At 57.0% G+C, this 22094-nt stretch carries 17 protein-coding genes and 2 pseudogenes; 15 read left to right on the forward strand and 4 right to left on the reverse strand.

Annotated elements, in window-relative coordinates:
• The first annotated feature begins 64 nt into the window (after nt 1-64).
• From pcnB to panD, 6 genes are read left to right on the forward strand one after another with little or no spacing between them, the layout of a single operon-like run.
• A complete protein-coding gene (gene pcnB, locus HUE57_RS07990; protein ID WP_078482435.1) occupies nt 65-1408 on the forward strand; it encodes a polynucleotide adenylyltransferase PcnB in 1344 nt (447 codons plus the stop codon).
• Nucleotides 1405-1908, forward strand: a complete 504-nt coding sequence (gene folK, locus HUE57_RS07995; protein ID WP_078482434.1) for a 2-amino-4-hydroxy-6-hydroxymethyldihydropteridine diphosphokinase — start codon at nt 1405-1407, stop codon at nt 1906-1908. The genes pcnB and folK overlap by 4 nt, the downstream gene beginning before the upstream one ends.
• A 5-nt stretch (nt 1909-1913) precedes the next feature.
• The gene (locus HUE57_RS08000) at nt 1914-2558 is read left to right on the forward strand and encodes a deoxynucleoside kinase (RefSeq protein ID WP_078482433.1); all 645 of its coding nucleotides are present in this window, start codon (nt 1914-1916) and stop codon (nt 2556-2558) included.
• Nucleotides 2559-2591: 33 nt separating this feature from the next.
• On the forward strand, nt 2592-3395 hold the full coding sequence (gene panB / locus HUE57_RS08005) for a 3-methyl-2-oxobutanoate hydroxymethyltransferase (RefSeq protein ID WP_078482432.1): 804 nt from the start codon (nt 2592-2594) through the stop codon (nt 3393-3395).
• Nucleotides 3396-3422: 27 nt separating this feature from the next.
• On the forward strand, nt 3423-4283 hold the full coding sequence (gene panC / locus HUE57_RS08010) for a pantoate--beta-alanine ligase (protein ID WP_078482495.1): 861 nt from the start codon (nt 3423-3425) through the stop codon (nt 4281-4283).
• Nucleotides 4284-4332: 49 nt separating this feature from the next.
• The gene (gene panD / locus HUE57_RS08015) at nt 4333-4713 is read left to right on the forward strand and encodes an aspartate 1-decarboxylase (RefSeq protein ID WP_078482431.1); all 381 of its coding nucleotides are present in this window, start codon (nt 4333-4335) and stop codon (nt 4711-4713) included.
• Between the two features lie 111 nt (nt 4714-4824).
• On the opposite strand, the gene ppc is transcribed toward panD, so the two are convergent.
• The gene (gene ppc / locus HUE57_RS08020) at nt 4825-7665 is read right to left on the reverse strand and encodes a phosphoenolpyruvate carboxylase (protein WP_078482430.1); all 2841 of its coding nucleotides are present in this window, start codon (nt 7663-7665) and stop codon (nt 4825-4827) included.
• 71 nt (nt 7666-7736) lie between these two features.
• Nucleotides 7737-9184, reverse strand: a pseudogene (glgA, locus tag HUE57_RS08025) (glycogen synthase GlgA).
• 119 nt (nt 9185-9303) lie between these two features.
• On the opposite strand from glgA, the gene gnd reads away from it, so the two are divergent.
• From gnd to pgi, 3 genes and pseudogenes are all read left to right on the forward strand, one after another.
• Nucleotides 9304-10242 (forward strand): phosphogluconate dehydrogenase (NAD(+)-dependent, decarboxylating), encoded by a 939-nt coding sequence (gene gnd, locus HUE57_RS08030; protein ID WP_269087623.1) that lies wholly within the window; start codon nt 9304-9306, stop codon nt 10240-10242.
• Between the two features lie 2 nt (nt 10243-10244).
• Nucleotides 10245-11722, forward strand: a pseudogene (gene zwf / locus HUE57_RS08035) (glucose-6-phosphate dehydrogenase).
• A gap of 46 nt (nt 11723-11768) precedes the next feature.
• Complete coding sequence (pgi, locus tag HUE57_RS08040) at nt 11769-13406, forward strand: glucose-6-phosphate isomerase (RefSeq protein WP_174673000.1); 1638 nt, start codon at nt 11769-11771, stop codon at nt 13404-13406.
• Between the two features lie 83 nt (nt 13407-13489).
• Here the strand turns inward: pgi and HUE57_RS08045 are convergent, their stop codons facing one another.
• Together HUE57_RS08045 and queG are read right to left on the reverse strand one after the other, a co-directional pair.
• Nucleotides 13490-14275, reverse strand: a complete 786-nt coding sequence (locus HUE57_RS08045; protein WP_078482974.1) for a lipid-binding SYLF domain-containing protein — start codon at nt 14273-14275, stop codon at nt 13490-13492.
• 62 nt (nt 14276-14337) lie between these two features.
• Entirely contained in the window at nt 14338-15426 is a 1089-nt protein-coding gene (gene queG, locus HUE57_RS08050) for a tRNA epoxyqueuosine(34) reductase QueG (protein ID WP_078482975.1), read from the reverse strand.
• Nucleotides 15427-15449: 23 nt separating this feature from the next.
• On the opposite strand from queG, the gene HUE57_RS08055 reads away from it, so the two are divergent.
• The 6 genes from HUE57_RS08055 to hfq all read left to right on the forward strand — a co-directional run bounded on the left by HUE57_RS08055 (nt 15450) and on the right by hfq (nt 22083).
• Nucleotides 15450-16934: an NAD(P)H-hydrate dehydratase gene (locus HUE57_RS08055; protein ID WP_078482976.1), complete on the forward strand. Its 1485-nt coding sequence runs from the start codon at nt 15450-15452 to the stop codon at nt 16932-16934.
• Nucleotides 16931-17389, forward strand: a complete 459-nt coding sequence (gene tsaE / locus HUE57_RS08060) for a tRNA (adenosine(37)-N6)-threonylcarbamoyltransferase complex ATPase subunit type 1 TsaE (RefSeq protein ID WP_236725644.1) — start codon at nt 16931-16933, stop codon at nt 17387-17389. The genes HUE57_RS08055 and tsaE overlap by 4 nt, the downstream gene beginning before the upstream one ends.
• A 126-nt stretch (nt 17390-17515) precedes the next feature.
• Nucleotides 17516-18838 carry an N-acetylmuramoyl-L-alanine amidase gene (locus tag HUE57_RS08065; protein WP_078483040.1) on the forward strand — a complete coding sequence of 441 codons (1323 nt, stop codon included), beginning with the start codon at nt 17516-17518 and terminating at the stop codon, nt 18836-18838.
• A gap of 77 nt (nt 18839-18915) precedes the next feature.
• Nucleotides 18916-20724: a DNA mismatch repair endonuclease MutL gene (mutL, locus tag HUE57_RS08070; protein WP_078482977.1), complete on the forward strand. Its 1809-nt coding sequence runs from the start codon at nt 18916-18918 to the stop codon at nt 20722-20724.
• Nucleotides 20725-20728: 4 nt separating this feature from the next.
• On the forward strand, nt 20729-21667 hold the full coding sequence (miaA, locus tag HUE57_RS08075) for a tRNA (adenosine(37)-N6)-dimethylallyltransferase MiaA (RefSeq protein WP_078483041.1): 939 nt from the start codon (nt 20729-20731) through the stop codon (nt 21665-21667).
• Between the two features lie 140 nt (nt 21668-21807).
• On the forward strand, nt 21808-22083 hold the full coding sequence (gene hfq, locus HUE57_RS08080; RefSeq protein WP_078482978.1) for an RNA chaperone Hfq: 276 nt from the start codon (nt 21808-21810) through the stop codon (nt 22081-22083).
• Nucleotides 22084-22094 lie beyond the last annotated feature (11 nt).

Genomic DNA, 22094 nt, shown 5'->3' on the forward strand with positions numbered 1-22094 from the left:
CGTGCTATTATACCTGCGCTCTCTATTTCTACAACAAAAAAACAACCTTAATTAACAGTTAGTTATGAGCATAATCATCGGTATTGTTAACGTAATTCCTCGTTCTGAGCATAATCTCTCCCGGCGCGACATCAGTGATAACGCCCTGAAGGTGCTCTACCGCCTCAAAGATGCTGGCTATCACGCCTGTCTGGTGGGTGGTGGTGTGCGTGATCTGCTGCTCGGTCTTGAGCCAAAAGATTTCGATGTGGCTACTGATGCAACTCCGGAGGAGGTGCGTCGCGTATTCCGCAACTGCCGTCTCATTGGCCGACGTTTTCGTCTCGCACACGTTCACTTTGGGCACGATATCATCGAGGTGGCGACCTTCCGTGGCTCGCATCAAGGCACTGAGGGCGATGACAAGGTTGCCAGTGTTGACGATGAGAATGGCAGAATCCTGCGTGATAACGTTTTCGGTACCATTGAAGAGGATGCGATACGCCGCGACTTCACTGTCAACGCGCTCTACTACGATATTGATGATTATGCGTTGCTCGACTACGCAACGGGGCTTGATGATCTGCGCAATGGTGTTCTACGTCTGATTGGTGATGCAGAGACGCGATATCGTGAAGATCCTGTGCGGATGCTGCGTGCAGCTCGTTTCGCGGTCAAACTTGGCTTCACTATTCACGACGATTGTGCTGAGCCGATTCATCGCCTTGCCAATCTGCTTGAAGACATCTCTCCAGCACGCCTGTTCGAAGAGGTGTTGAAGCTGTTTCAGGGCGGCAAAGCCCTACAGAGCTTCGAAATGCTGCGCCACTATGGCCTGTTCAACTATCTCTTCCCGCTGACTGAGGCCGTTCTGGCCCACGAAGAGGAGCACTTTCCGATCACGCTGGTTGCGAGTGCGCTAGAAAATACCGACAAACGTATCAGTATCGGTAAGCCCGTTAGCCCTGCCTTTCTGTTTGCAGCGCTCCTTTGGGAGTCGGTTCGTCACCGAGCCGATGCACTACTCAAGTCAGAAGAGGCGACGAGTGAGATTCAGGCGATGCAGCGTGCCGGTGGTGAGGTGGCGAGCCTGCAGGCGCAACACACATCGATTCCAAAACGCTACAGTATGCCGATGCGCGAGATATGGAGTCTGCAACCACGCTTCTCCCAGCGCAGCGGACGACGCGCTGCGCGTCTGCATGAGCATCCACGCTTCCGAGCAGCTTACGATCTGCTACTGCTACGCGCCAAAAGCGGTGAGGTAGAGGCGTCGCTCGCTGACTGGTGGACTCGCTATCAGGAGGTGGGTGAGAAGGAGCGCCAGGAGATGGTTCAGAAGGTCGGTGGCGAAGGCGGCAAGAAAAAACGTCGCCGTCGTCGTAAGCGCCCTGCAGCCAAAAAAAGCAATACCGAGGTGGATGGTTGAGCGCATCGGTTCGCGCCTATATCGGTCTGGGCAGTAATCTTGAAAATCCGATTCAGCAGGTAAAAACGGCGTTAACAAACCTTGAGAATTTAGCTGAGACTCAGCTGATCGCACAATCTCGCCTCTACGCTAGTCCACCGATGGGGCCGCCAGATCAACCCGACTACATCAATGCAGTGGCCGCAATTGATACCTCACTCTCCCCAGAACTATTGCTCGATGAGCTACAGCGTATTGAGCGGCGTCAGGGTAGGGTGCGCAAGGGTGAGCGCTGGGGGCCGAGAACGGTCGATCTCGATCTGCTGCTCTATGGTTGTGAGCTGATTGAGAGCAAACGTCTCACTGTCCCTCACGCAGGTATCCACGAACGTGCCTTTGTTCTGTATCCTTTGCGTGAAATTGCAGCAGATGATCTTGTTATCCCAGGGCGGGGTAGCTTGGGCGAGTTAATATCAGCCTGCCCGCGCGATGGTCTGCAACGCCTGGATGAGGTGCTTTAAATAGCATGGAAAACCCAAGATTTATCGTTGTTGAAGGGCCGATCGGAGTAGGCAAAAGTACGCTTGCCAGACGGTTGGCTGAGACCTTTGACTCTGAGCTACTGCTAGAGGGTGCGGATGAGAATCCCTTCCTCGAGCGTTTCTATCAGAACCCAAAGCAGGCGGCGCTGCCCACCCAGCTATTCTTTCTAATGCAGCGCGTGCGCCAGATGAATGAGCTGCGTCAGGGTGACATGTTTAGCCCGGTACGGGTCTCAGATTTTTTGATGGATAAGGATCGCCTCTTTGCACAGCTAACTCTCGATGATGATGAGTTGCAGCTCTACGATCAGGTCTATCAAAGTACAACGGTCGACACGCTAGTCCCCGATCTGGTGATCTATCTTCAGGCACCTATCGATGTATTGCTGACGAGGATCGCCAAGCGCGGAATTGGTTACGAGCGTCAGATCGATTCGAGTTATCTGCAAAGATTATCTGACGCCTATACTGGCTTCTTCTACCATTACAGTGATGCGCCGCTACTGATTGTGAACGCTTCGGAGATCGATTTGGTCAACAACCAGAGTGACTACCAGATGTTGCTCGAGCACATCGCCTTGGTTCGCAGTGGACGACACTATCTCAATCCGATGCCCGTCGCGCTTTAATCGGAGAAGTTGAAATGTATTGGAGAAGGTTGCATGAGTGATTTGAAGCAGGTGACAACAACTACCCTTGCCGAGATGAAGCGGGCAGGGGAGAAGATCGTCTCGCTGACCGCCTATGATGCCTCTTTCGCTTCTCTGATAGATGCGGCAGGTGTTGAGGTGATCCTGGTCGGGGATTCACTCGGCATGGTGGTGCAGGGGCGGGAGACCACCATCCCGGTTACCCTTGATGAGATGATCTACCATAGCCGCTGTGCCGCGCGTGGCGTACAGCGTGGGCTGTTAATGGTTGATCTCCCCTTCATGAGTTATGCCACCCTTGAGCAGGCACTTGAGAGTGCGGCTCGTCTGATGAAAGAGGGCGGTGCGCAGATGGTCAAGCTCGAAGGAGGGCGTGATCAGGTTGAGGTTGTTCGTCGCCTGAGTGGTTGTGGTATTCCGGTCTGTGGGCATATTGGTCTGCAGCCCCAATCGGTGCATAAGCTAGGTGGGTATCGCGTTCAGGGTCGAGAGAGTGAGCGTGCCGAGGAGATGAAACGCGATGCGCTGGCGCTCCAGGAAGCGGGGGCCGATGCCCTGGTGATGGAGTGTGTGCCAGCCTCATTGGCGGCAGCGATCAGCAAAGAGTTGGAGATACCTGTGATCGGTATAGGGGCTGGCGTCGATTGCGATGGTCAGGTGCTGGTGCTGCACGATCTGCTTGGTATCACTCCGGGTCGTATTCCAAAATTTGCCCACAACTTCATGGCGGATGCTGATGATATCCAGGATGCCGTTGCTGCCTATGTTGCAGCCGTTAAGGTGGGTGAGTTTCCGGCGGAAGGGCACAGTTTTTAGGGCGTTAGAGATAGTTGGTTTGTAATGGTGCAGATAGTCGATAGTGTTAGTGCCCTCAGAGAACAGGTGTCTGAGTGGCGACGCGCCGGTGAGCGCATCGCATTTGTGCCCACCATGGGTAATCTCCACCGTGGACATCTTCAGCTAGCCGAACGAGCGGCCGAGCATGCCGAACGGGTGGTGGTCAGCATCTATGTCAATCCGATCCAGTTCAACGATACAGGTGATTTCAGTCGCTATCCGCGTACCCTGCAGCAAGATAGCGAAAAATTGGCAGAAACGCCGACGGCACTGATCTTTGCCCCGACCGATAACGAAATGTATCCCCACGGTCGAGAGAACCTCTCCCTGGTTGAGGTGCCTCACTTCTCAGATATCCTTTGTGGAGCCTCGCGTGCTGGACACTTTGTTGGTGTCGCCACCGTAGTCAGCAAGCTATTTAACATGGTGCAGCCCGATGTGGCGCTGTTTGGTGAGAAGGATTTTCAGCAGCTCTTGGTAATTCGTCGCATGGTGCGTGATCTCGACTTCCGGGTCGAGATTGTTGGTGAGCCGACGGTGCGTGAGCCGGATGGATTGGCGATGAGTTCACGCAATGGCTACCTTACTGAAGAGGAACGAAAAGCCGCGCCAGGACTCTATAAAGTACTCAATATTGCCGCTGATAGACTTCAACGCGGTGAGCGTGAGTTTGTGGCGATTGAACGCGAATGTGCAGATAAACTGGATGCAATGGGTTTTAAGTCGGACTATTTCGCCATACGCGATGCCGATGAGCTGGCTCCTCCTAAACCTGATGCCCAGCGACTGGTGATTCTAGCTGCTGCCTACCTCGGAAAGGCACGTTTGATCGATAATCTGCCGGTAACGTTGATGGATGGGTCGTGATCAGGGATAATCGCCGGCCCTGTTGTGTTTTTTCGGAGAGATCTCCTCCATGCAGTTAACCATGCTCAAATCGAAGTTACACCAAGCCCGCGTTACCCACGCCGAGCTTGAGTATGAGGGTTCCTGTGCCATCGATGGCGCCCTGCTCGAGGCCGCTGAGATCCATGAGTACGAGCAGATCGAGATCTACAACATCACCAACGGCGAGCGTTTTACTACCTATGCTATTCGTGCCGAGGCGGGGTCTGGCGTAATCTCTGTCAACGGTGCCGCCGCGCACAAGGCGCAGCCAGGTGATCGAGTGATTATCTGCACCTATGCTAGATTGGCGCAGCACGAAGTGGCCAACTTCAAACCGACTCTGATCTATCTCAATGAGAGCAACGATATCAAGGGTCGTAGCAACAGCGTTCCTGTCCAGGTCGCCTAGGTGATAGTCAACTAGCCTCTTCGGCTACTCCCCAGTTTCTGAGCGTTACAAACAACAAAGCCGCCCCATATGGGCGGCTTTGTTGTTTCTGCAGGCTGCAGATTAGAGCGATTAACCCGTATTGCGCATACCACCCGAAATTGCATTGATGCTGCGCAGTAGCGGATCGAGCCAGCGGTTACGCTCATCCTCGCTCAGGCTCTCATCACGGTAGCGCTTCAGTAGCGTAATCTGGATGTGATTGAGCGGGTCGAGATAGGGATTACGGCGCGCCAATGAGAGGGCCAGTGGCATATTCTCTTCATAGAGACCCTGTTTCTCCGAGATCTCCAATACTTCGCTCAAGGTCCGTTTGTGCTCATCACTGATGCGCTGGTAGATCTGCTGGGCAACCTCCTGGTCGGTACTCAGGCTGGCGTACTCGGCGGCCAGTTCGGTATCGGCCTTGGAGAGGGCCATCTTGGTGTTGCTCAGCAAGGCGCGGAAGAAGGGGCACTCCTGATACATCGTCTTGAGAGTAGCAAGACGTTCAGGGTTGTCACCGCGCCAGGTGGAGATCGCCTCGCCGATGCCGTACCAGGCGGGCAGGGTGTGGCGTGACTGAGCCCAGCCGAAGACCCACGGAATGGCTCGGATCGATCCCTTGGAGCGGTCGCCCTTGGCGCGATGGCTGGGGCGTGAGCCGATGTTGAGCAGACCGATCTCACTCACCGGTGTCGATTCGTAGAAATAGTCGAGTGCACCGGGGGTCTCATCGATCAGGCCGCGATAGGACTTCTCGCCCAGGCCCGCCAGTTTCTCCATGATCTCGAGATAGTGGCTCATGTCGGGTTGTTCGATCGGTTTGACCGTGGCGCGGCTCGCCTTGAGCAGGCCGGTGATGCCCATCGCCAGCTCATAGGTGGCGGTCTCGGTGTTGCTGTACTTGGTCGAGAGCACCTCACCCTGTTCGGTGAATTTGATCTGACCGTGTACGGTGCCCGGAGGCTGCGAGAGGATTGCGTGGTGGGTTGGGCCACCGCCTCGACCGATGGTGCCACCACGACCGTGGAACAGGCGACACTCGATCTTATGGCTATCGCTGATGTCGATGATCTTCTTCTGCGCCTGGTAGAGGTTCCAGTTGGAGGCGAGAATACCGCCATCCTTACAGGAGTCGGAGTAGCCGAGCATTACCTCCTGCAGATTTCCCGACGCCTTAAGAAGGGCGGCGTATGTGGGATTGTCGAGCAGTTTCAACATCACAGTATCGATATGGGCGAGGTCGTCGATGGTCTCAAACAGTGGCGAGATGCGAATTTCACTGTGCCACTCGCCATCACGTTTGCCAGCAAGACCGGCCAGATGGGCAAGGAACATGACCTCCATCACGTGGCTGGCGGCGTGAGTCATCGAGATAACGTAGGTACCGAAGGCGTCGGGGCTGATCTCCTCACGCATCTTCACCATTACCTCGAAGACTTCGAGGGTTTGACGGGTGTCGTCACTCAGGGCGCTACGATCGAACGCCTTCTCAGCTGGGTCATCAAGCAGCGCGCTGAGTCTCTGTAGGCGCTCGCTCTCATCCATGCTGGCATAGTCGCTGCCCATGTTATTGAGGATGTCGGTAACCGCATCGCTGTGGCGGGTCGACTCCTGGCGCAAATCTAGATGAACCAGATAGAAGCCGAAACTCTCTACCAGGCGGATCAGATCCTTTAGCTTGCCGTCGGCAATTGCACCATCGCCATGTGAGCAGAGTGAGTCGCGAATCAGGTAGAGATCCTGCAGGAACTCATGTTCATCGTTATAAGCGAAGCAGGGCCCTTCAACGATACTGTCGCTATCAAGCTCGTTGTCGTCGATCTTCTGTCGCACACCATTTAGACCACACTCAATGCGGTGGCGCATGAAGTAGAGCTTGCGACGGTAGGGCTCATGGCTGAACTGGTTGGGAGAGTCGGCAAAGACGTGCGGCAGCTGCTCTTCGTCGCTCGCCAGGCTATTGCTAAAGGCGCTGGTCGGCTTGCAGAGTGAGCTCGACTGAGTCAAAAGACGGCTGATGTTATTGATCTGGCGTAGGTACTCGCGCAGCACCTCGCGCGCCTGGAGTCGTAGTGCTGTCTTGGTTACCTCGGGGGTAACGTTGGGATTGCCATCACGGTCACCACCAATCCATGAACCGAACTGGATCATGGAGGGGACCTTGATGGCGGAATCATCGCCGTAGACCTTGGTGACCGCCTTCTCCAGATAACGATAGGTCTGCGGTACAGCTTTAAATAGCGACTCACGGAAGTAGAAGAGGCCGTTACGCACCTCGTCGGTCACCTGTGGACGGTGTACGCGCACTTCATCGGTCTTCCACAGGGTCTGGATCTCGTTCTGCACCGCCTGGGTGATCTCAGCGCGCTCCTCCTTGCCGATGCGAGTGTCGTTGAGCTGCTCGGCGGTGACGAATATGCGACGTAGTGCCTCAAGCACAGTACGACGTTTCGACTGGGTGGGATGGGCGGTGAAAACCGGGATGTAGGCGGTACGGTTGAACAGCGCCTGCAGCTCCTCGGCGCTGTAGTCGAGCTCTGTGAACTCTTCGAGGGTGCGCTTGAATGAGCCGGTCCAGAGCGTTCCGCCACTGCGGACCTGCTGGCGGCGACGCTTGTGCTGGTAAGCCTCCTCAGCAATGTTGACCAGGCTGAAGTAGGTGTTGAAGGCGCGTACCACGTGGGTCAGGGTCTCCGGATCGAGGTCCTTGATCAGGTGGTTGAGGCGTGAGCGGAGCTGAGGATTCTCCTCTTTGTGCAGCTTCAGGTAGCCCTTGCGCAGTGTCTCAACAGCGGCGAGTACGTTGCCCCCGGTCTGGCTGCTAAGCACGTTACCGAGCAGGTTACCAAAGAGTTTAACCCGACTACGCAGTGGTTTGTCATAGTAGGTTTTGGCGGCTTGTTGTAGCCCCGTGTCTGCTTTACTCAAACCGGAAAATCCTCGTTACTAAAATTGGCAGCGGGCGATTATACCCTACGATCTGTTACAGATGCCCACTCTCAGGAGAGGGCTTTGTGATAGAGCTCTATGTAGTGGTGGGCACTCGACTTCCAGCTGAAATCCTGGCGCATGCCATTACGAACCAGCTGTTGCCACCCCTTGGGGTCACTATTGAAGAGATTCAGTGCCTCACCTAACGCCCATCGCAGGCCGCCGATGTCGGCGTGCTCAAAGCGGAAACCGGTTGCACTGCCGTCAGCCATGCTCTCGGCATCGGCGTGTATCACGCTATCGGCCAGTCCACCGGTGCTACGCACTACCGGTACGGTGCCGTAGCGCAGGCTATAGAGCTGATTGAGACCGCAGGGTTCAAAACGGGAGGGCATCAGGAAGAGGTCAGCGCTCGCCTCAATACGGTGCGCCAGCTGTTCGTTGTAGCCGATCTCGAGTCCGATCTGGTCGGGGTAGTCCTTGGCGAAATCGAGTAGTACCGACTCAAAGCGCGACTCGCCACTGCCGAGCAGTGCTAGCTGCGCCCCTCGGGCGAGTAGCCAGGGGAGGTTTTCGATCACTAAGTCGATCCCCTTCTGCTCCACCAGACGCCCGACCAGTCAAGCAGTGGACGTTTGCTGTCGACGGTCAAACCAAGCTGCGACTGTAGAGCCGCTTTATTGGCCGCCTTGCCCTTTAGCTTGTGGGCGTTGAAGGGGTGCTCGATCAGCGCATCGCGGTTGGGATTCCAGATCTCATCATCAATCCCGTTGAGGATGCCGATGAGTCGATCAGCGCGATGACTCAGCAGCCCCTCCAGCCCATAGCCATATTCGCCGGTCTGGATCTCGCGTGCGTAGGTGGGGCTGACGGTAGTGAGCCAGTCGGCGTAGATCAGCCCCCCCTTGATCATCGAGAGCATGCCGTGGAACTCAAGTCCATGCATGTGCCAGAGCGAATCGGCGAGGCCAAGGCGGGCAAAGGTGAGGTGGTCGAAGAGGCCCTGATAGGAGAGGTTGTGGATGGTGAAAAGGGTTTTGGGGCGATTCTCTTCGAGGCTGAGCAGCGCCGGTACCAGACCACTTTGCCAGTCGTGGCAGTGGACCAGCTCCGGCTGCCAGTTGAGTCCGGCACGGTCCATCGCGATCTCGACTGCCACCTGAGAGAAGTGTGCGAAGCGTTCGGCGTTATCGTGCCAATCCTCACCGTGCTGGTCACCGTAAGGGCCGCCGTCACGATCGAACAGCTCGGGTGTGTCGACCAGATAGAGCGGTACCTTGCTCTCGGGTAGCTGTCCCGCAAGGATGCGCACCGGTTGACTGCTATCGGGTAGCGTAACTTCGGCGAGCAGTTTCAATGCACCGGCCTTTGCCACCACCTGTGGATAGGCAGGCAGTACCACACGTACATCCTGGCGCTGGCGCTTGAGGGCAATCGGCAGGCTGCCACAGACATCGGCGAGACCGCCGGTCTTGATCAGTGGGTGTGCCTCGCTGGTGACGAAGAGTACTTTCATGATGCGTCTATTTCAGTTTCAACTTCATTACGGAACGATCAGGTGTTATATCGCCCCACCTTGTGCTAGAGATAAGCATCAGACGGGACGCCAAGTGCGGTAGTTTACCCGATAGTGCCATTTCAGCGTCAGGGGAGATAAAAAGAATGAAGATCGGATTGGTTGGGCTCGGCAAGATGGGCGGTAACATGGCACGGCGTCTGCGTCGTGGTGGCATTGAGGTGGTGGGTTACAACCGCAGTTCGGCAATCGTTGAACAGCTGGCCGATGAGGAGGGGATGATCGGCGCCGATTCGCTTGCTGACGTGGTTGCAAAACTCGATGCACCACGTGCCGTCTGGTTGATGCTCCCCTGTGGCGAGCCGACCGAGCAGGCGATCGAGGCACTGATCCCACTGCTTGACGAGGGCGATACCATCATCGATGGTGGCAACGCTAACTACCAGGACAGCCAGCTGCGCGGCGTGATGCTGGCCGACCATAAGATCAACTTCATCGACAGCGGCACCTCGGGCGGCATCTGGGGACTGGCCAATGGCTACTGTCTGATGGTCGGCGGTGAGGAGGAGGCGGTTGCCGCTATCGAGCCGGTACTAAAGGTATTGGCGCCTGCCGATGATCGTGGTTGGGCCCATGTCGGTCCGATCGGATCCGGCCACTTTACCAAGATGATCCACAACGGCATTGAGTACGGCATGATGCAGGCCTTCGCTGAGGGGCTCGATCTGCTGCATGGCAAGGAGGAGTTTAATCTCGATCTGGCGCAGATCACTGAACTGTGGCGACATAGTTCAGTGGTGCGTAGCTGGCTGCTCGATCTCACTGCCGAGGCACTCTCATCCGATACCAAGCTAGAACAGATCGCACCTTACGTGGCCGACTCCGGCGAAGGACGCTGGACCGCAATCGAGGCGATAGAGCAGGGTGTGCCGGCACCGGTGATGACCCTGGCGCTACAGATGCGCTTCGCCAGTCAGGATGAGACCGGCTACGGCAATCGCCTGCTCTCGGTGATGCGCAACGCCTTCGGCGGTCACAATATCAAGGATGCGAATTAGCGATGCTCGATCCCTGCACATTTGTCATTTTCGGTGCCACCGGCAATCTGGCGCAGATCAAATTACTGCCCGCGCTCTACCATCTCGAGGAGGCGGGACGACTTCCCGAGGGTCTCTCAATCGTTGGTTTTGGTCGACGTGAGTGGAGCTCCGAACAGTGGCAGGCAGAAGTGGAGAAGATCCTCGAGCCGAAACTGCGCCAGGGGCCCAATCCTGAGCTTATGGCGCGCTTTCTCAAGCGGCTGCACTTCTTCCAGGGCGACATGTCCGACATCCACGCCTATGAGCGACTCAAGCAGTTGTTGGCGGAAAATCCAGCGCTGCCACCCAATCTGGTCTTCTACATGGCGATCCGTCCAGCCGAGTTTGGGGTGGTCAGTGAACTGCTCGCTGAGGTGGGGCTTAACCAGGAGGTGGGTGGCTGGCGTCGATTGGTGATCGAGAAGCCGTTTGGTTACGACCTGGAGAGTGCGCAGATGCTGGATCGGCGTCTGCAGCGCCACTACTCCGAAAAGCAGCTCTACCGTATCGATCACTATCTCGGTAAGGGAACGGTGCAGAACGTACTGGTATTCCGCTTTGCCAACCTGATGCTCGAGCCGCTCTGGAATCGTAACTACATCGATCATGTGCAGATCACCCACTCCGAGGATCTCGGTATCGGCAGTCGCGGCTCCTACTACGATGGTGCCGGCGCGCTGCGCGATATGATCCAGAGTCACCTGCTGCAGTTGCTCACGCTGGTGGCGATGGAACCCCCGCCTGTATGGATGCCGAGGCGCTACGCGATGAGAAGGTGAAGGTGCTGCGCTCGATTCGTGCCATTCCCAAGAATGCTGTGCACGCACACGCCTACCGCGCCCAGTACACCGCTGGCAACATTAAAGGCGAGTCGGTACCGGGTTATCTTGATGAGGAGGGGATCTCTTCAGATAGCACCACCGAGACCTACGCGGCGCTGAAGCTTTATATTGATAACTGGCGCTGGCGTAATGTGCCCTTCTATCTGCGCACTGGAAAGCGCATGGAGCGGGGCGCATCCCAAATCAGTATTCGCTTCAAGCACCCACCACAGCAGCTGTTTCGTGAGACGCCGATTGAGCAGCTCAAACCCAATTGGGTATTGATGAGCATCCAGCCGAGTGAGTGTCTACGTATGCAGCTACAGGTGAAGGAGCCGGGGCTGGAGCTGCGCTCACATACCACTACCCTCGATGCGAGTAGTTGTAGCATTGCCAGCAGTCAGCTCGATGCCTACGAGGCGTTACTGCTCGATGTGATCGAGGGAGATCGTTCGCTCTTCCTGCGTGCCGATGAGGTCAACTGGGCGTGGCAGGTGGTCGACCCAGTGCTCAAGGTGTGGGCGACCGAGCGCGACTACATCAACACCTACCCCGCTGGTAGCTGGGGGCCGCCCGAAGCGAGTAGCCTTTTTGAGCACGACCAGCACTGGCGCAACTCGATGGATGATGAGTCCTGAGTTCGTTTAACATCCGTTAACAAAATTTTTACTACGAGGAAGAATCATGTCGACACTTGTCGAGTCGAGCGCGTGGCAGGCGCTTAAGAGTCACCACCAGCAGATCGAGCCGCTACAGATGCGCGAGCTCTTTGCAGAGGATGCGGAGCGCTTTAGTCGCTTCTCGCTTAATTTTAACGATCTGCTGCTCGACTACTCCAAGAACCGTATTACTGCAGAGACGATGCCGCTGCTGTTTGCGCTTGCCCGACAGCAGCAGGTGGAACAGTGGCGCGATCGAATGTTTAGTGGTGAGAAGATCAACCTCACTGAGGGCCGTGCCGTACTGCACACCGCTCTGCGTAACCGCTCAAATCGCCCCGTGATGGTGGATGGTGAAGATGTGATGCCGCAGGTGAATGCGGTGCTCGAGCATATGCGCCGCTTTAGTGACTCGGTACGTAGTGGTGAGTGGCGTGGATTCAGCGGTGAGCGTATTACCGATATCGTCAATATAGGCATCGGTGGTTCCGACCTCGGACCGGTGATGGTTTGCGAGGCGCTCAAGCCCTACCACCATCCTGAACTCAATATGCACTTCGTCTCTAACGTCGATGCCACCCATGTCGCCGAGGTGCTGAAAAAGGTGAAGCCGGAGTCGACGCTCTTTATCATCGCCTCCAAGACCTTTACTACCCAGGAGACACTGACCAACTCCCACACCGCACGTAGCTGGTTCCTTGAGAGTGGAGCGAGTGAGGCCGATATCGCCAAACACTTTGTGGCCCTCTCCACGAATGGCGAAGGGGTCTCCGCCTTCGGTATCAATACCGATAACATGTTTGAGTTCTGGGACTGGGTCGGTGGGCGCTATTCGCTCTGGTCGGCGATCGGTCTGCCGATAGTGCTCGCTATCGGTATGGAAAATTACGAGGCACTTCTGAGCGGTGCCCACGAGATGGATGAGCATTTCCGCAGTGCACCGCTGGAGCAGAACCTGCCGGTGGTAATGGCACTGCTCGGTGTCTGGTACAGCAACTTCTACGGCGCCTGCTCACATGCAATCCTCCCCTACGACCAGTATATGCACCGCTTCCCCGCCTATTTCCAGCAGGGCGATATGGAGAGCAACGGTAAGTGGGTCGACCGTAACGGCAATCCGGTCGACTATACGACAGGTCCCGTGATCTGGGGTGAGCCTGGTACCAATGGTCAGCACGCCTTCTACCAGTTGATCCATCAAGGTACGCGTCTGATCCCGGCTGACTTTATCGCTCCGGCTGAGAGTCAGAATCCACTCGGTGACCATCATCCCAAGCTGCTCTCCAACTTCTTTGCGCAGACCGAGGCGCTGATGCGCGGTAAAAACGAGGCAGAGGTGCGCGCTGAGCTGGAGGGGCAGGGGCTGACGGGAGAGGCGTTGGAGGCACTGCTGCCGCACAAGATCTTTGAGGGTAACCGTCCCACCAACTCGATCATGTTCCGACGACTCGATCCAAAGACGCTCGGCTCGCTGATCGCCCTCTATGAGCAGAAGATCTTTGTCCAGGGTGTGATCTGGGAGATCAACTCGTTCGACCAGTGGGGCGTGGAGCTAGGTAAGCAGTTGGCCAGCGCGATCCTGCCTAAGCTGAGCGCCGAAGAGGCCGCGACGGGACACGATAGCTCGACCCTGGGGCTGATCAACTACTGGCGAGGATGGTGAGTCAATAGTTTATTCGTACTCCATGTAACAACGCACAAGGCCGGGAGTACCCGGCCTTGTGCGGTTCATAGTCGTCTCTGGTTTCAGATATCGAGAATGCCCTTGCCTGGATTGGGATTCGATTCGGGTGCTTTAGGTGCGGCACGTTTCTCTTTCTCGGCGGCAGCCTCTTTGACAGCCATCTCCAGCTTGGCCGCTTCACCTAGCTCCAGAGTGGAGCGCAGGCGCTCGACGATCTCTGATGAGGGAGTTGCCTGATTGTTGAGAATTGCATCGACCTCGACCCCCTCCTCATAGAAGGCGGCGTTGGCATCATCATCAAACTGGAATGAGGCGCCCTGTAGTGAGACACCGGCGAAGAGGCCGCTGCTGCGTGAGTAGGAGTAGATCTCGCTCTCCATCTCGGTATCGGTGGCCGCCTCAGCCGAGCGACCGACTGGTCCAGCGGCGATACCGGCATCGGCACCCAGGGTGTGTTTGCCGCTTTTCATGCTCTCGAGGCTCTTGTCGCTCTTGAAGATCAGGATCACATCGGTCGACTGCGCACCGACCTGCAGGCCGACGCTGCCACCAGTGAGGGTGACGAAGGCGGGATTGCTCCAGTGACCATCCTCACTGCGCACCATCACCACGCCACTACCGAAACGGCCACCGATAATAAAACCGACCTTGACCATGCCGGGAATAACGGCGATCGCCTTGGCGTTTTTCAGCATTCCCGGTGGGATGCCCTCTTCGGGGATGGAGAATGATTCGGTGACAACATCGATCGCCTCTTTGATCTTTTCACGCTGCTCGGTGCTGGCGTAGCTGGTAAAGGGGAGGGCGAATGCCACGATAAATGCGGCAAGGCGTTGGGTCAGGGCCATGTTTCTCTCCAAATTGTTATTGCGCCGATAGTAGAGGAAAGCGCAGCGCAGACCAAATGGGGCTACTGGCCCTGCTGTGACAGTGCCCAGGCTACATGCTCTCGGACCAACTCTGATGGATGGCTGGACTGGGATCGCAGCGCTTGGCGGATCGATTCGCTGCTGGCAGCGTTGCCCATGGCTACTGCGATATTGCGCAGCCAGCGCTGGTGACCGAGACGTCGAATGGGTGAGCCCTCGGTGCGCTGCAGAAATTCCGTCTCACTCCAGTCGAAGAGTTCGATCAGGCTCGCATTGTCGAGATCATTGCGTGGCAGAAAGTCCGCCTCACGGCTCATCTGTGCAAATCGGTTCCAGGGACAGAAGAGTTGGCAGTCGTCGCAGCCGTAGATGCGATTACCGATCTGAGCACGATACTCGAGTGGGATAGCACCCTGCAGTTCGATGGTGAGGTATGAGATACAGCGCCGCGCATCGAGTTGGTAGGGGGCGGTGATCGCCTGGGTGGGGCAGACCTCGATACAGCGCTGGCAGGTGCCGCAGTGGTTGGCCGCAGGTTCTACGGTTGGCAGCGGCAGGTCGGTATAGACCTCGCCGAGAAAGAACCAGGAGCCGTTCTGTTGGTTGATCAGGTTGGTGTGTTTGCCAACCCAGCCAAGCCCCGACCGTTCGGCCAGCGGTTTCTCAAGTACTGGTGCGCTGTCGCTGAAGACCCGGTAGTTGTGGCTGCCGATCGCCGCTTCGATACGCTTGGCGAGCTGTTGCAGTCGTTTGCGCATCAGCTTGTGATAGTCACGACCCAGCGCATAGCGCGAGATATAGGCCTGCTCACCCTGCTCGAGTAGATCTATCGCTGACTGCATACCCTGTTCAGGCCAGTAGTCGAGTCGTGCGGTAATCACGCGCAGGGTGCCCGGGTGGAGCAGTTCCGGTCGGCTGCGTTTCAGGCCGTGTGCGGCCATGTAGGACATCTCGCCGTGTTCGCCCGCTTTTAGCCACTGCTGCAGATGTATCTCGGCAACATGCAGGTCGGTGTCGCTGATGCCGATCTGATCGAAACCTAGCTCAGTGGCCCAGTTGGCAATCGATGCCGCAAGCTGCGCCAATTCGTCTGTGGATAGGTTAACTGTGGTGGGTGGGCAATTTTCCATCGTTATGGAACTATACTACTGGCATGAAACGGCTACCTTACAATATCTACTCCCCCGCTCAGGTGCGCGAGCTTGATCGGCGTGCCATTGAGAGCTTTGCCACGCCCGGTTATGAGTTAATGAAGCGTGCCGGTGCGGCGATCTTTAGTCTGATCCGCACCCGCTGGACCGAAGCAACACGTATCGCAATTCTCTGTGGCGGTGGTAACAACGGTGGTGATGGTTATGTTGCGGCCCGCCTCGCACATGAGGCAGGGCTTCGTGTTGAACTGATTGCCATCGAACCGGTGGCAAATCTGCAGGGAGATGCAAAGCTCGCTGCCGATGATGCAATCGCGGCGGGTATCGCGACTCAGCCCTTTTCTGCAGGTTTGACTGAACACGCCGATCTGATTGTCGATGCGCTGTTTGGTATCGGCCTCGACCGTGAGGTCACTGATATCTGGCGCGAGGCGATTGATGTGGTCAATGCCGAACGTGTGCCGGTGTTGGCGGTCGATATACCCTCCGGGCTCCACGCCGAACACGGTGAGGTGCTGTGGGCGGCGATCAAGGCCGATGTAACCCTGACCTTTATAGGGCTCAAATCGGGGCTGATGACCGGCGTTGGCCCTGATCACAGCGGTGAACTTCACTTCGATGATCTGATGATCCCCGAAGGGTGTTACGAGGATATTGTTCCAACCGGGCGACGTATCGATTACGACGGACTCTCCCATCTGCTCACACCTCGGCGTGCGACTTCGCATAAGGGTGACTTCGGTCATCTGCTGGTGGTGGGCGGTGACTACGGTATGGCCGGTGCGGTGCGTCTCGCAGCCGAAGCGGGACTGCGTAGCGGTGCTGGTCTGGTTTCAGTCGCTACTCGTCGTGAGCACTGTACCGAGCTGTTGGCGGCACGTCCCGAGCTGATGTGCTACGGCGTCGAGAATGCCGATGATCTACTGCCGCTACTGGAGCGCGCCACGGTGGTGGCGATCGGCCCTGGACTCGGTCGTGGCGATTGGGGGGCAGAGCTACTGGGCCGAGTGCTTGAAAGTTCGCAGCCGCTGGTCGTTGATGCCGATGCACTCAATCTATTGGCGCTCGATCCAACGCATCGCGGTAACTGGATTATGACGCCCCACCCTGGTGAGGCAGCACGACTACTCTGTCTCAACACCGAAGAGGTGCAGACCGATCGACACCACGCGATCCGCGAGCTGGTACACCGTTACGGCGGTAGCGCTATTTTAAAGGGAGCCGGCACATTGACGGTGACCGAGGATGGCATGATCGCCCTCTGTAATGAGGGGAACCCTGGTATGGCCTCGGGTGGTATGGGTGATCTACTCACCGGTATCGCCGCAGCCCTGCTGGCACAGGGGTTCCGTCTCGCCGATGCGGCGCGACTCGCCACCGCGATCCACGCCCGCGCCGGTGATCTGGCGGCAGCCTCGGGTGAGCGTGGTCTGCTCGCCAGCGATCTGTTCGACTATCTGCCGACACTACTCAATCCCACCAGGTGAATCCGTTGCGTATCGAAGGTGAGGCTGCCATGCAGCAGCTGGGAGAGCGGCTGGCTGCTGCGCTGCAGGCGGGTGCGACAATCTATCTGGTCGGTGATCTGGGGGCGGGTAAGACCACCCTGGTGCGCGGGGTGGTGCGTGGCATGGGATATCAGGGGGCGGTGCGTAGTCCTACCTATACGTTGCTCGAGCCCTATTCGATTGGTTGTCGCCAACTATTCCATCTCGATCTCTACCGCCTCGCTGATCCTGAAGAGCTGGAGTTTCTCGGGCTGCGCGATCTGATTGAGCCCGACTCAGTCATATTTGTAGAGTGGCCTGATCATGGTCGAGGCTTTCTTCCGCAGGCCGATCTGGTCATTACCATCGAGTATGCTGGTGAGGCACGACTGCTCAAATTTGAGTCGAGAAATGAGGTGGGTGTAACTATCGCAGCGGCCTGCAATGGTAAGTAAAGTTACCCTGGTTTTCTGAGGCTTGCGCCCATTTCATGACGCATAACCTGATAAGTGTTGTGTAATTCTCTGTTTTGTAGATAATATTGGTGAAAATATACCGGTAGGAGGATGCCGGAGATATTCATGAAACGATTCACCATTCTACTGTTGCTGTTGTTAATTGCGCCGACCGGCTTTGCCGCAGCCGTCGAGGTGAAGGATTTCCGACTCTGGAATGCCCCCGATAAGACACGCCTGGTCTTCGATATCAGTGCACCGGTCGAACACAACCTCTTTACCTTGCCCAATCCCGATCGCGTCGTAATCGATCTCAAGAGTACCAAACTCAAAACCAAGTTCAGTCAGCAGAAAGGCCCGGTTCTCGCCTCGATTCGTAGCGCACCGCGCAATAAGGGCAAGGATCTGCGTCTGGTACTCGATCTCTCCAAGAAGGCCAAACCAAAGAGTTTCCTGCTTAAACCAACCCAGGAGTATGGACATCGTCTGGTGATCGACCTGGAATTTGCCGCTGAACGTGTCACCAAGAAGAAGAGTGTGCCGGTCAAGGCGGTGAAATCGCTTGCCAAGCCAGCTGCATTGCGTGATCTGGTGATCGCCATCGATGCAGGTCACGGTGGTGAGGATCCGGGCGCGAAGGGGCGTCGTGGTACTCGTGAGAAGGATGTGGTGCTGGCGATTGCGCGTCAGCTCGAGAAGCTGCTCAAGCGTGAGCCGGGCATGCGGCCGGTGATGATCCGTAACGGCGACTACTACGTCGGTCTGCGCAAACGCACCGAGAAGGCACGTCGAGCCAATGCAGACCTATTTGTCTCGATCCATGCTGACGCCTTCCGCGACCGTCGCGCCCGGGGTGCCTCGGTCTACGTACTCTCCTCACGTGGTGCGACCAACGAGGCGGCACGCTGGCTGGCCGATAGTGAGAACGCGGCCGACTTGGTAGGCGGTGTCAGTCTCGACGATAAGGATGATCTGCTCGCCTCGGTGCTGCTTGATCTCTCACAGACCGCCACCATCGAGGCGAGTCTGGAGGTTGGTGACAAGGTGCTGCATCAGCTCAAGGGGCTGGGGCGGGTGCATAAACGCAGGGTGGAGCAGGCCGGTTTCCGCGTGCTTAAGTCGCCCGATATCCCCTCGATTTTGATCGAGACCGCTTTCATCTCCAATCCGGAGGAGGAGCGCAAGCTGCGCGATCCACGCCATCAGAAGAAGATGGCGGCCGCCATTCTCAAGGGGGTGCGTGCCTACTTCTCAAACAAGGCCCCGGCGGGAACCATCATTGCTTCACGTCAGCCGCAGAGTCACACCATTCGCAGCGGCGATACGCTGGGTCATATCGCCGCACGCTACCATGTCACTGTTTCGACACTGCGCAAGGCGAACCGTATCAACGGCGACAGGATTCGTGTTGGTCAGGTGTTGAAGATCCCCACATCGGGCGATACCTGATTCCATGCCCCCGCGCTGGTGGGGATTCGTTGCAGGCTTGTGGCAGAATAGCGGCACTCTGAATAACGAACCTTGTCATGTCGATCCAGCGTCTCCCCCCACAACTAATTAACCAGATCGCCGCCGGCGAGGTGGTCGAACGTCCCGCCTCCGTGATCAAGGAGCTTCTGGAGAACAGTATCGATGCCGGTGCCACGCGGATCGATATTGATATCGAGCAGGGCGGTATGCGACTGATGCGTATCCGCGATGATGGCTGCGGCATTCCACGTGAGGAGCTACCGTTGGCCCTGAGTCGCCACGCCACTAGCAAGATCGGCTCGCTCGAAGAGCTCGAGAGTGTGGTCAGCTTCGGTTTCCGTGGAGAGGCATTGCCGGCGATCGCCTCTGTATCGCGTTTCGAGATTACCTCGGCAACCGAAACGGGGGGACGTGGCTGGATGTTGCGCAGCGAGGGGCGCGAACAGGAGCAGGAGAGTGCGCCTGCTGCCCATCCCGTCGGCACCACTATAGAGGTACGCGATCTCTTCTTTAATACCCCGGCACGACGCAAATTCCTCAAGACAGAAAAGACTGAGTTTCGCCATCTTGAAGATGTAGTGAAGCGCCAGGCGATGGCGCGTCCCGAGGTAGCCATCCAGCTGCGCCACAACCAGCGGGTGGTGTGGCAGACGCGCGTTGCCGAAGAAGTGGAGGAGCAGCAACGACGCATGGCCTCGCTGGTCGGTGATGCCTTTATGAGTCAGGCACACCACATCGACTATGAGGCGGTCGGACTGCGGCTGCACGGCTGGATCGCCGATCCCACCTTCTCGCGTAGTCAGGCTGATCTGCAGTTCTTCTATGTCAATGGACGTCCGGTGCGAGACAAAGTGATCGGTCATGCAGTGCGTCAGGCCTATGCCGATGTGCTCTATCACGGCCGCTTCGCTGCCTTTGTACTCTTCCTTGAACTCGATCCAACTCTTGTCGATGTTAACGCCCACCCGGCCAAACACGAGGTCCGCTTCCGTGAGCAGCGACTGGTGCACGATTTTCTCTATCGCACCATCCACGAGGCACTCGCCTCGGTAAGGCCCGGTGAAGGAGCGGAGCAGCAGCCCCCTTCTGGTGAGGCGCTGCAGCCGCCTGTTAGTCACGGTTATCAGGGTGCGATTTCGTCGCAGGGTGGATCGAGCGGACGCTATCAGCAGCAGCGTATGCCGTTGGCGGTGAATGAACAGGTCGAGCGCTACGCCTCACTACACACCACAACCGAACAGGCTCCTGCCGCTGTTGAGGGTGAGCATGAGGCGACCGAGACGCCGCCACTGGGCTATGCCGTGGCGCAGCTGCACGGCATCTACATCCTTGCCGAGAATGAGCAGGGGATGATTGTGGTTGATATGCACGCCGCTCATGAACGCATCACCTATGAGCGGATGAAAAATGCGTTGGCGGGTGATGGCATTACCAGCCAGCCGCTGCTGGTACCGGAATCGCTCAACGTCACCCGTGCCGAGGCCGATCTGGCCGAGAGTTCGACGGAGCTGTTCAGTGGGCTTGGCTTTACGGTCGACCGGCTCGGTCCCGAGGCGTTGGTTGTGCGTGAGCTGCCAGCATTGCTGCGTAACGCCGATGTCGGTGCGCTGGTGCGCGATGTGCTGGCTGATATCAATGTGCACGGCTCCAGTCGTCGTCTGCAGGAGGCGATGAACGGGGTGCTGGCGACCATCGCCTGTCACGGTTCAGTGCGCGCCAATCGCCGTCTGACTATTTCGGAAATGAACGCGCTGCTGCGTGATATGGAGCAGACCGAACGTAGCGGTCAGTGCAACCACGGCCGACCTACCTGGGTGCAGCTGAGTCATACCGAGCTCGACAAGCTCTTCCTGCGTGGCCGCTAATCCAATGGCTGGCAAACGACCCACCGCGCTCTGCATCATGGGGCCGACCGCCTCGGGCAAGACCGATCTGGCGGTCGAGCTGGTGCGTCGACTCCCCTGCGAGCTCATCAGTGTCGACTCGGCACTGGTCTATCGTGAGATGGATATAGGCACCGCCAAGCCCGATGCCGAGACGCTGCGTGAGGCGCCGCACCGACTGATCGATATTCTCGACCCCGCAGAGAGTTACTCAGCTGCGCAGTTTCGTGAAGATGCACTGCGTGAGATGGCCGAGATTACCGCCGCAGGCCGAATACCGGTGTTGGTGGGTGGCACAATGCTCTATTTCCGTGCCCTGGAACACGGTATGGCAGAGATGCCGGCTGCCGATCCGGAGGTGCGTGCTCGACTTGAGGCGGATGCGGCGGCGGTGGGCTGGGTGGAGATGCATCGCCGTCTGGCAGTAGTAGATCCAATCTCCGCAGCGCGTATTCATCAAAATGACCCGCAGCGCATCCAGCGCGCACTTGAGGTCTATGAGATCAGTGGTGAGTCACTGACTAGCCACTTTGAGAAAGGGGCGGCGGCGGAGCTGCCGTTTAATTTAGTAAAAGTCATTGTTGCACCTACGGATCGTGAGCGGCTGCGGGAGCGTATCGCACTCCGTTTCCACCTGATGCTGGAGCAGGGTTTTGTCGCCGAGGTGGAGCGGCTCTACGCACGTGGTGACCTCGATACCAACAAACCCTCGATTCGCTGTGTCGGCTATCGCCAGGTGTGGGACTTCCTCGAGCAGCGCCTGAGCTACGATGAGATGGTGGAGCGGGGCATTATTGCCACCCGTCAGCTCGCTAAACGCCAGTTCACCTGGCTGCGTAGAGATGAGCAGGCCGTCTGGTTTGAGACCGGTGCGCCGAAACTGGTAGAAAAGGTGTTGAAAATGGTACCTTCTGCCCCAAGCTAGCAGGGTACAGTCTATATATTGTGCTAGACTTTCTTGGCGTAAATGGAATTTTTTCTGGAACTTATTGAGATTATTAGTATTTTTTTCGTTTTGTTGGTGGTGAATCAGCAGTATGAATATAAAAAAAAGGAGAAGTGATTATGAACAAAGGGCACTCGCTTCAAGAACCCTTTCTTAATACGCTCAGGAAAGAGCGTGTACCGGTTTCGATTTTTTTGGTCAATGGCATCAAGCTTCAGGGACAGATCGAATCATTTGACCAGTTTGTTGTGCTGCTGAAGAACTCAGTTAGTCAGATGGTGTATAAACATGCCATTTCCACTGTTGTACCTGCACGTAACGTCCGCTTTCAGCCGGGCGCCAACGGTCAGGGCGGTGCGGGTAATGACGGCGCTCCTGAGCCGGGTAACGTCTAACCGATCAATTC

The organism is Candidatus Reidiella endopervernicosa (assembly GCF_013343005.1).
Classification (GTDB): domain Bacteria; phylum Pseudomonadota; class Gammaproteobacteria.

What these genes read in the sequence shown, in the direction of transcription:
- pgi (WP_174673000.1), top strand. Translation starts at nt 11,769, where the DNA reads ATGTCGACACTTGTCGAGTCGAGCGCGTGGCAGGCGCTTAAGAGTCAC.
- HUE57_RS08045 (WP_078482974.1), bottom strand. Translation starts at nt 14,275, where the DNA reads ATGGCCCTGACCCAACGCCTTGCCGCATTTATCGTGGCATTCGCCCTC.
- HUE57_RS08055 (WP_078482976.1), top strand. Translation starts at nt 15,450, where the DNA reads ATGAAACGGCTACCTTACAATATCTACTCCCCCGCTCAGGTGCGCGAG.
- HUE57_RS08000 (WP_078482433.1), top strand. Translation starts at nt 1,914, where the DNA reads ATGGAAAACCCAAGATTTATCGTTGTTGAAGGGCCGATCGGAGTAGGC.
- HUE57_RS08065 (WP_078483040.1), top strand. Translation starts at nt 17,516, where the DNA reads ATGAAACGATTCACCATTCTACTGTTGCTGTTGTTAATTGCGCCGACC.
- queG (WP_078482975.1), bottom strand. Translation starts at nt 15,426, where the DNA reads ATGGAAAATTGCCCACCCACCACAGTTAACCTATCCACAGACGAATTG.
- pcnB (WP_078482435.1), top strand. Translation starts at nt 65, where the DNA reads ATGAGCATAATCATCGGTATTGTTAACGTAATTCCTCGTTCTGAGCAT.
- miaA (WP_078483041.1), top strand. Translation starts at nt 20,729, where the DNA reads ATGGCTGGCAAACGACCCACCGCGCTCTGCATCATGGGGCCGACCGCC.
- panD (WP_078482431.1), top strand. Translation starts at nt 4,333, where the DNA reads ATGCAGTTAACCATGCTCAAATCGAAGTTACACCAAGCCCGCGTTACC.
- mutL (WP_078482977.1), top strand. Translation starts at nt 18,916, where the DNA reads ATGTCGATCCAGCGTCTCCCCCCACAACTAATTAACCAGATCGCCGCC.
- panB (WP_078482432.1), top strand. Translation starts at nt 2,592, where the DNA reads ATGAGTGATTTGAAGCAGGTGACAACAACTACCCTTGCCGAGATGAAG.
- hfq (WP_078482978.1), top strand. Translation starts at nt 21,808, where the DNA reads ATGAACAAAGGGCACTCGCTTCAAGAACCCTTTCTTAATACGCTCAGG.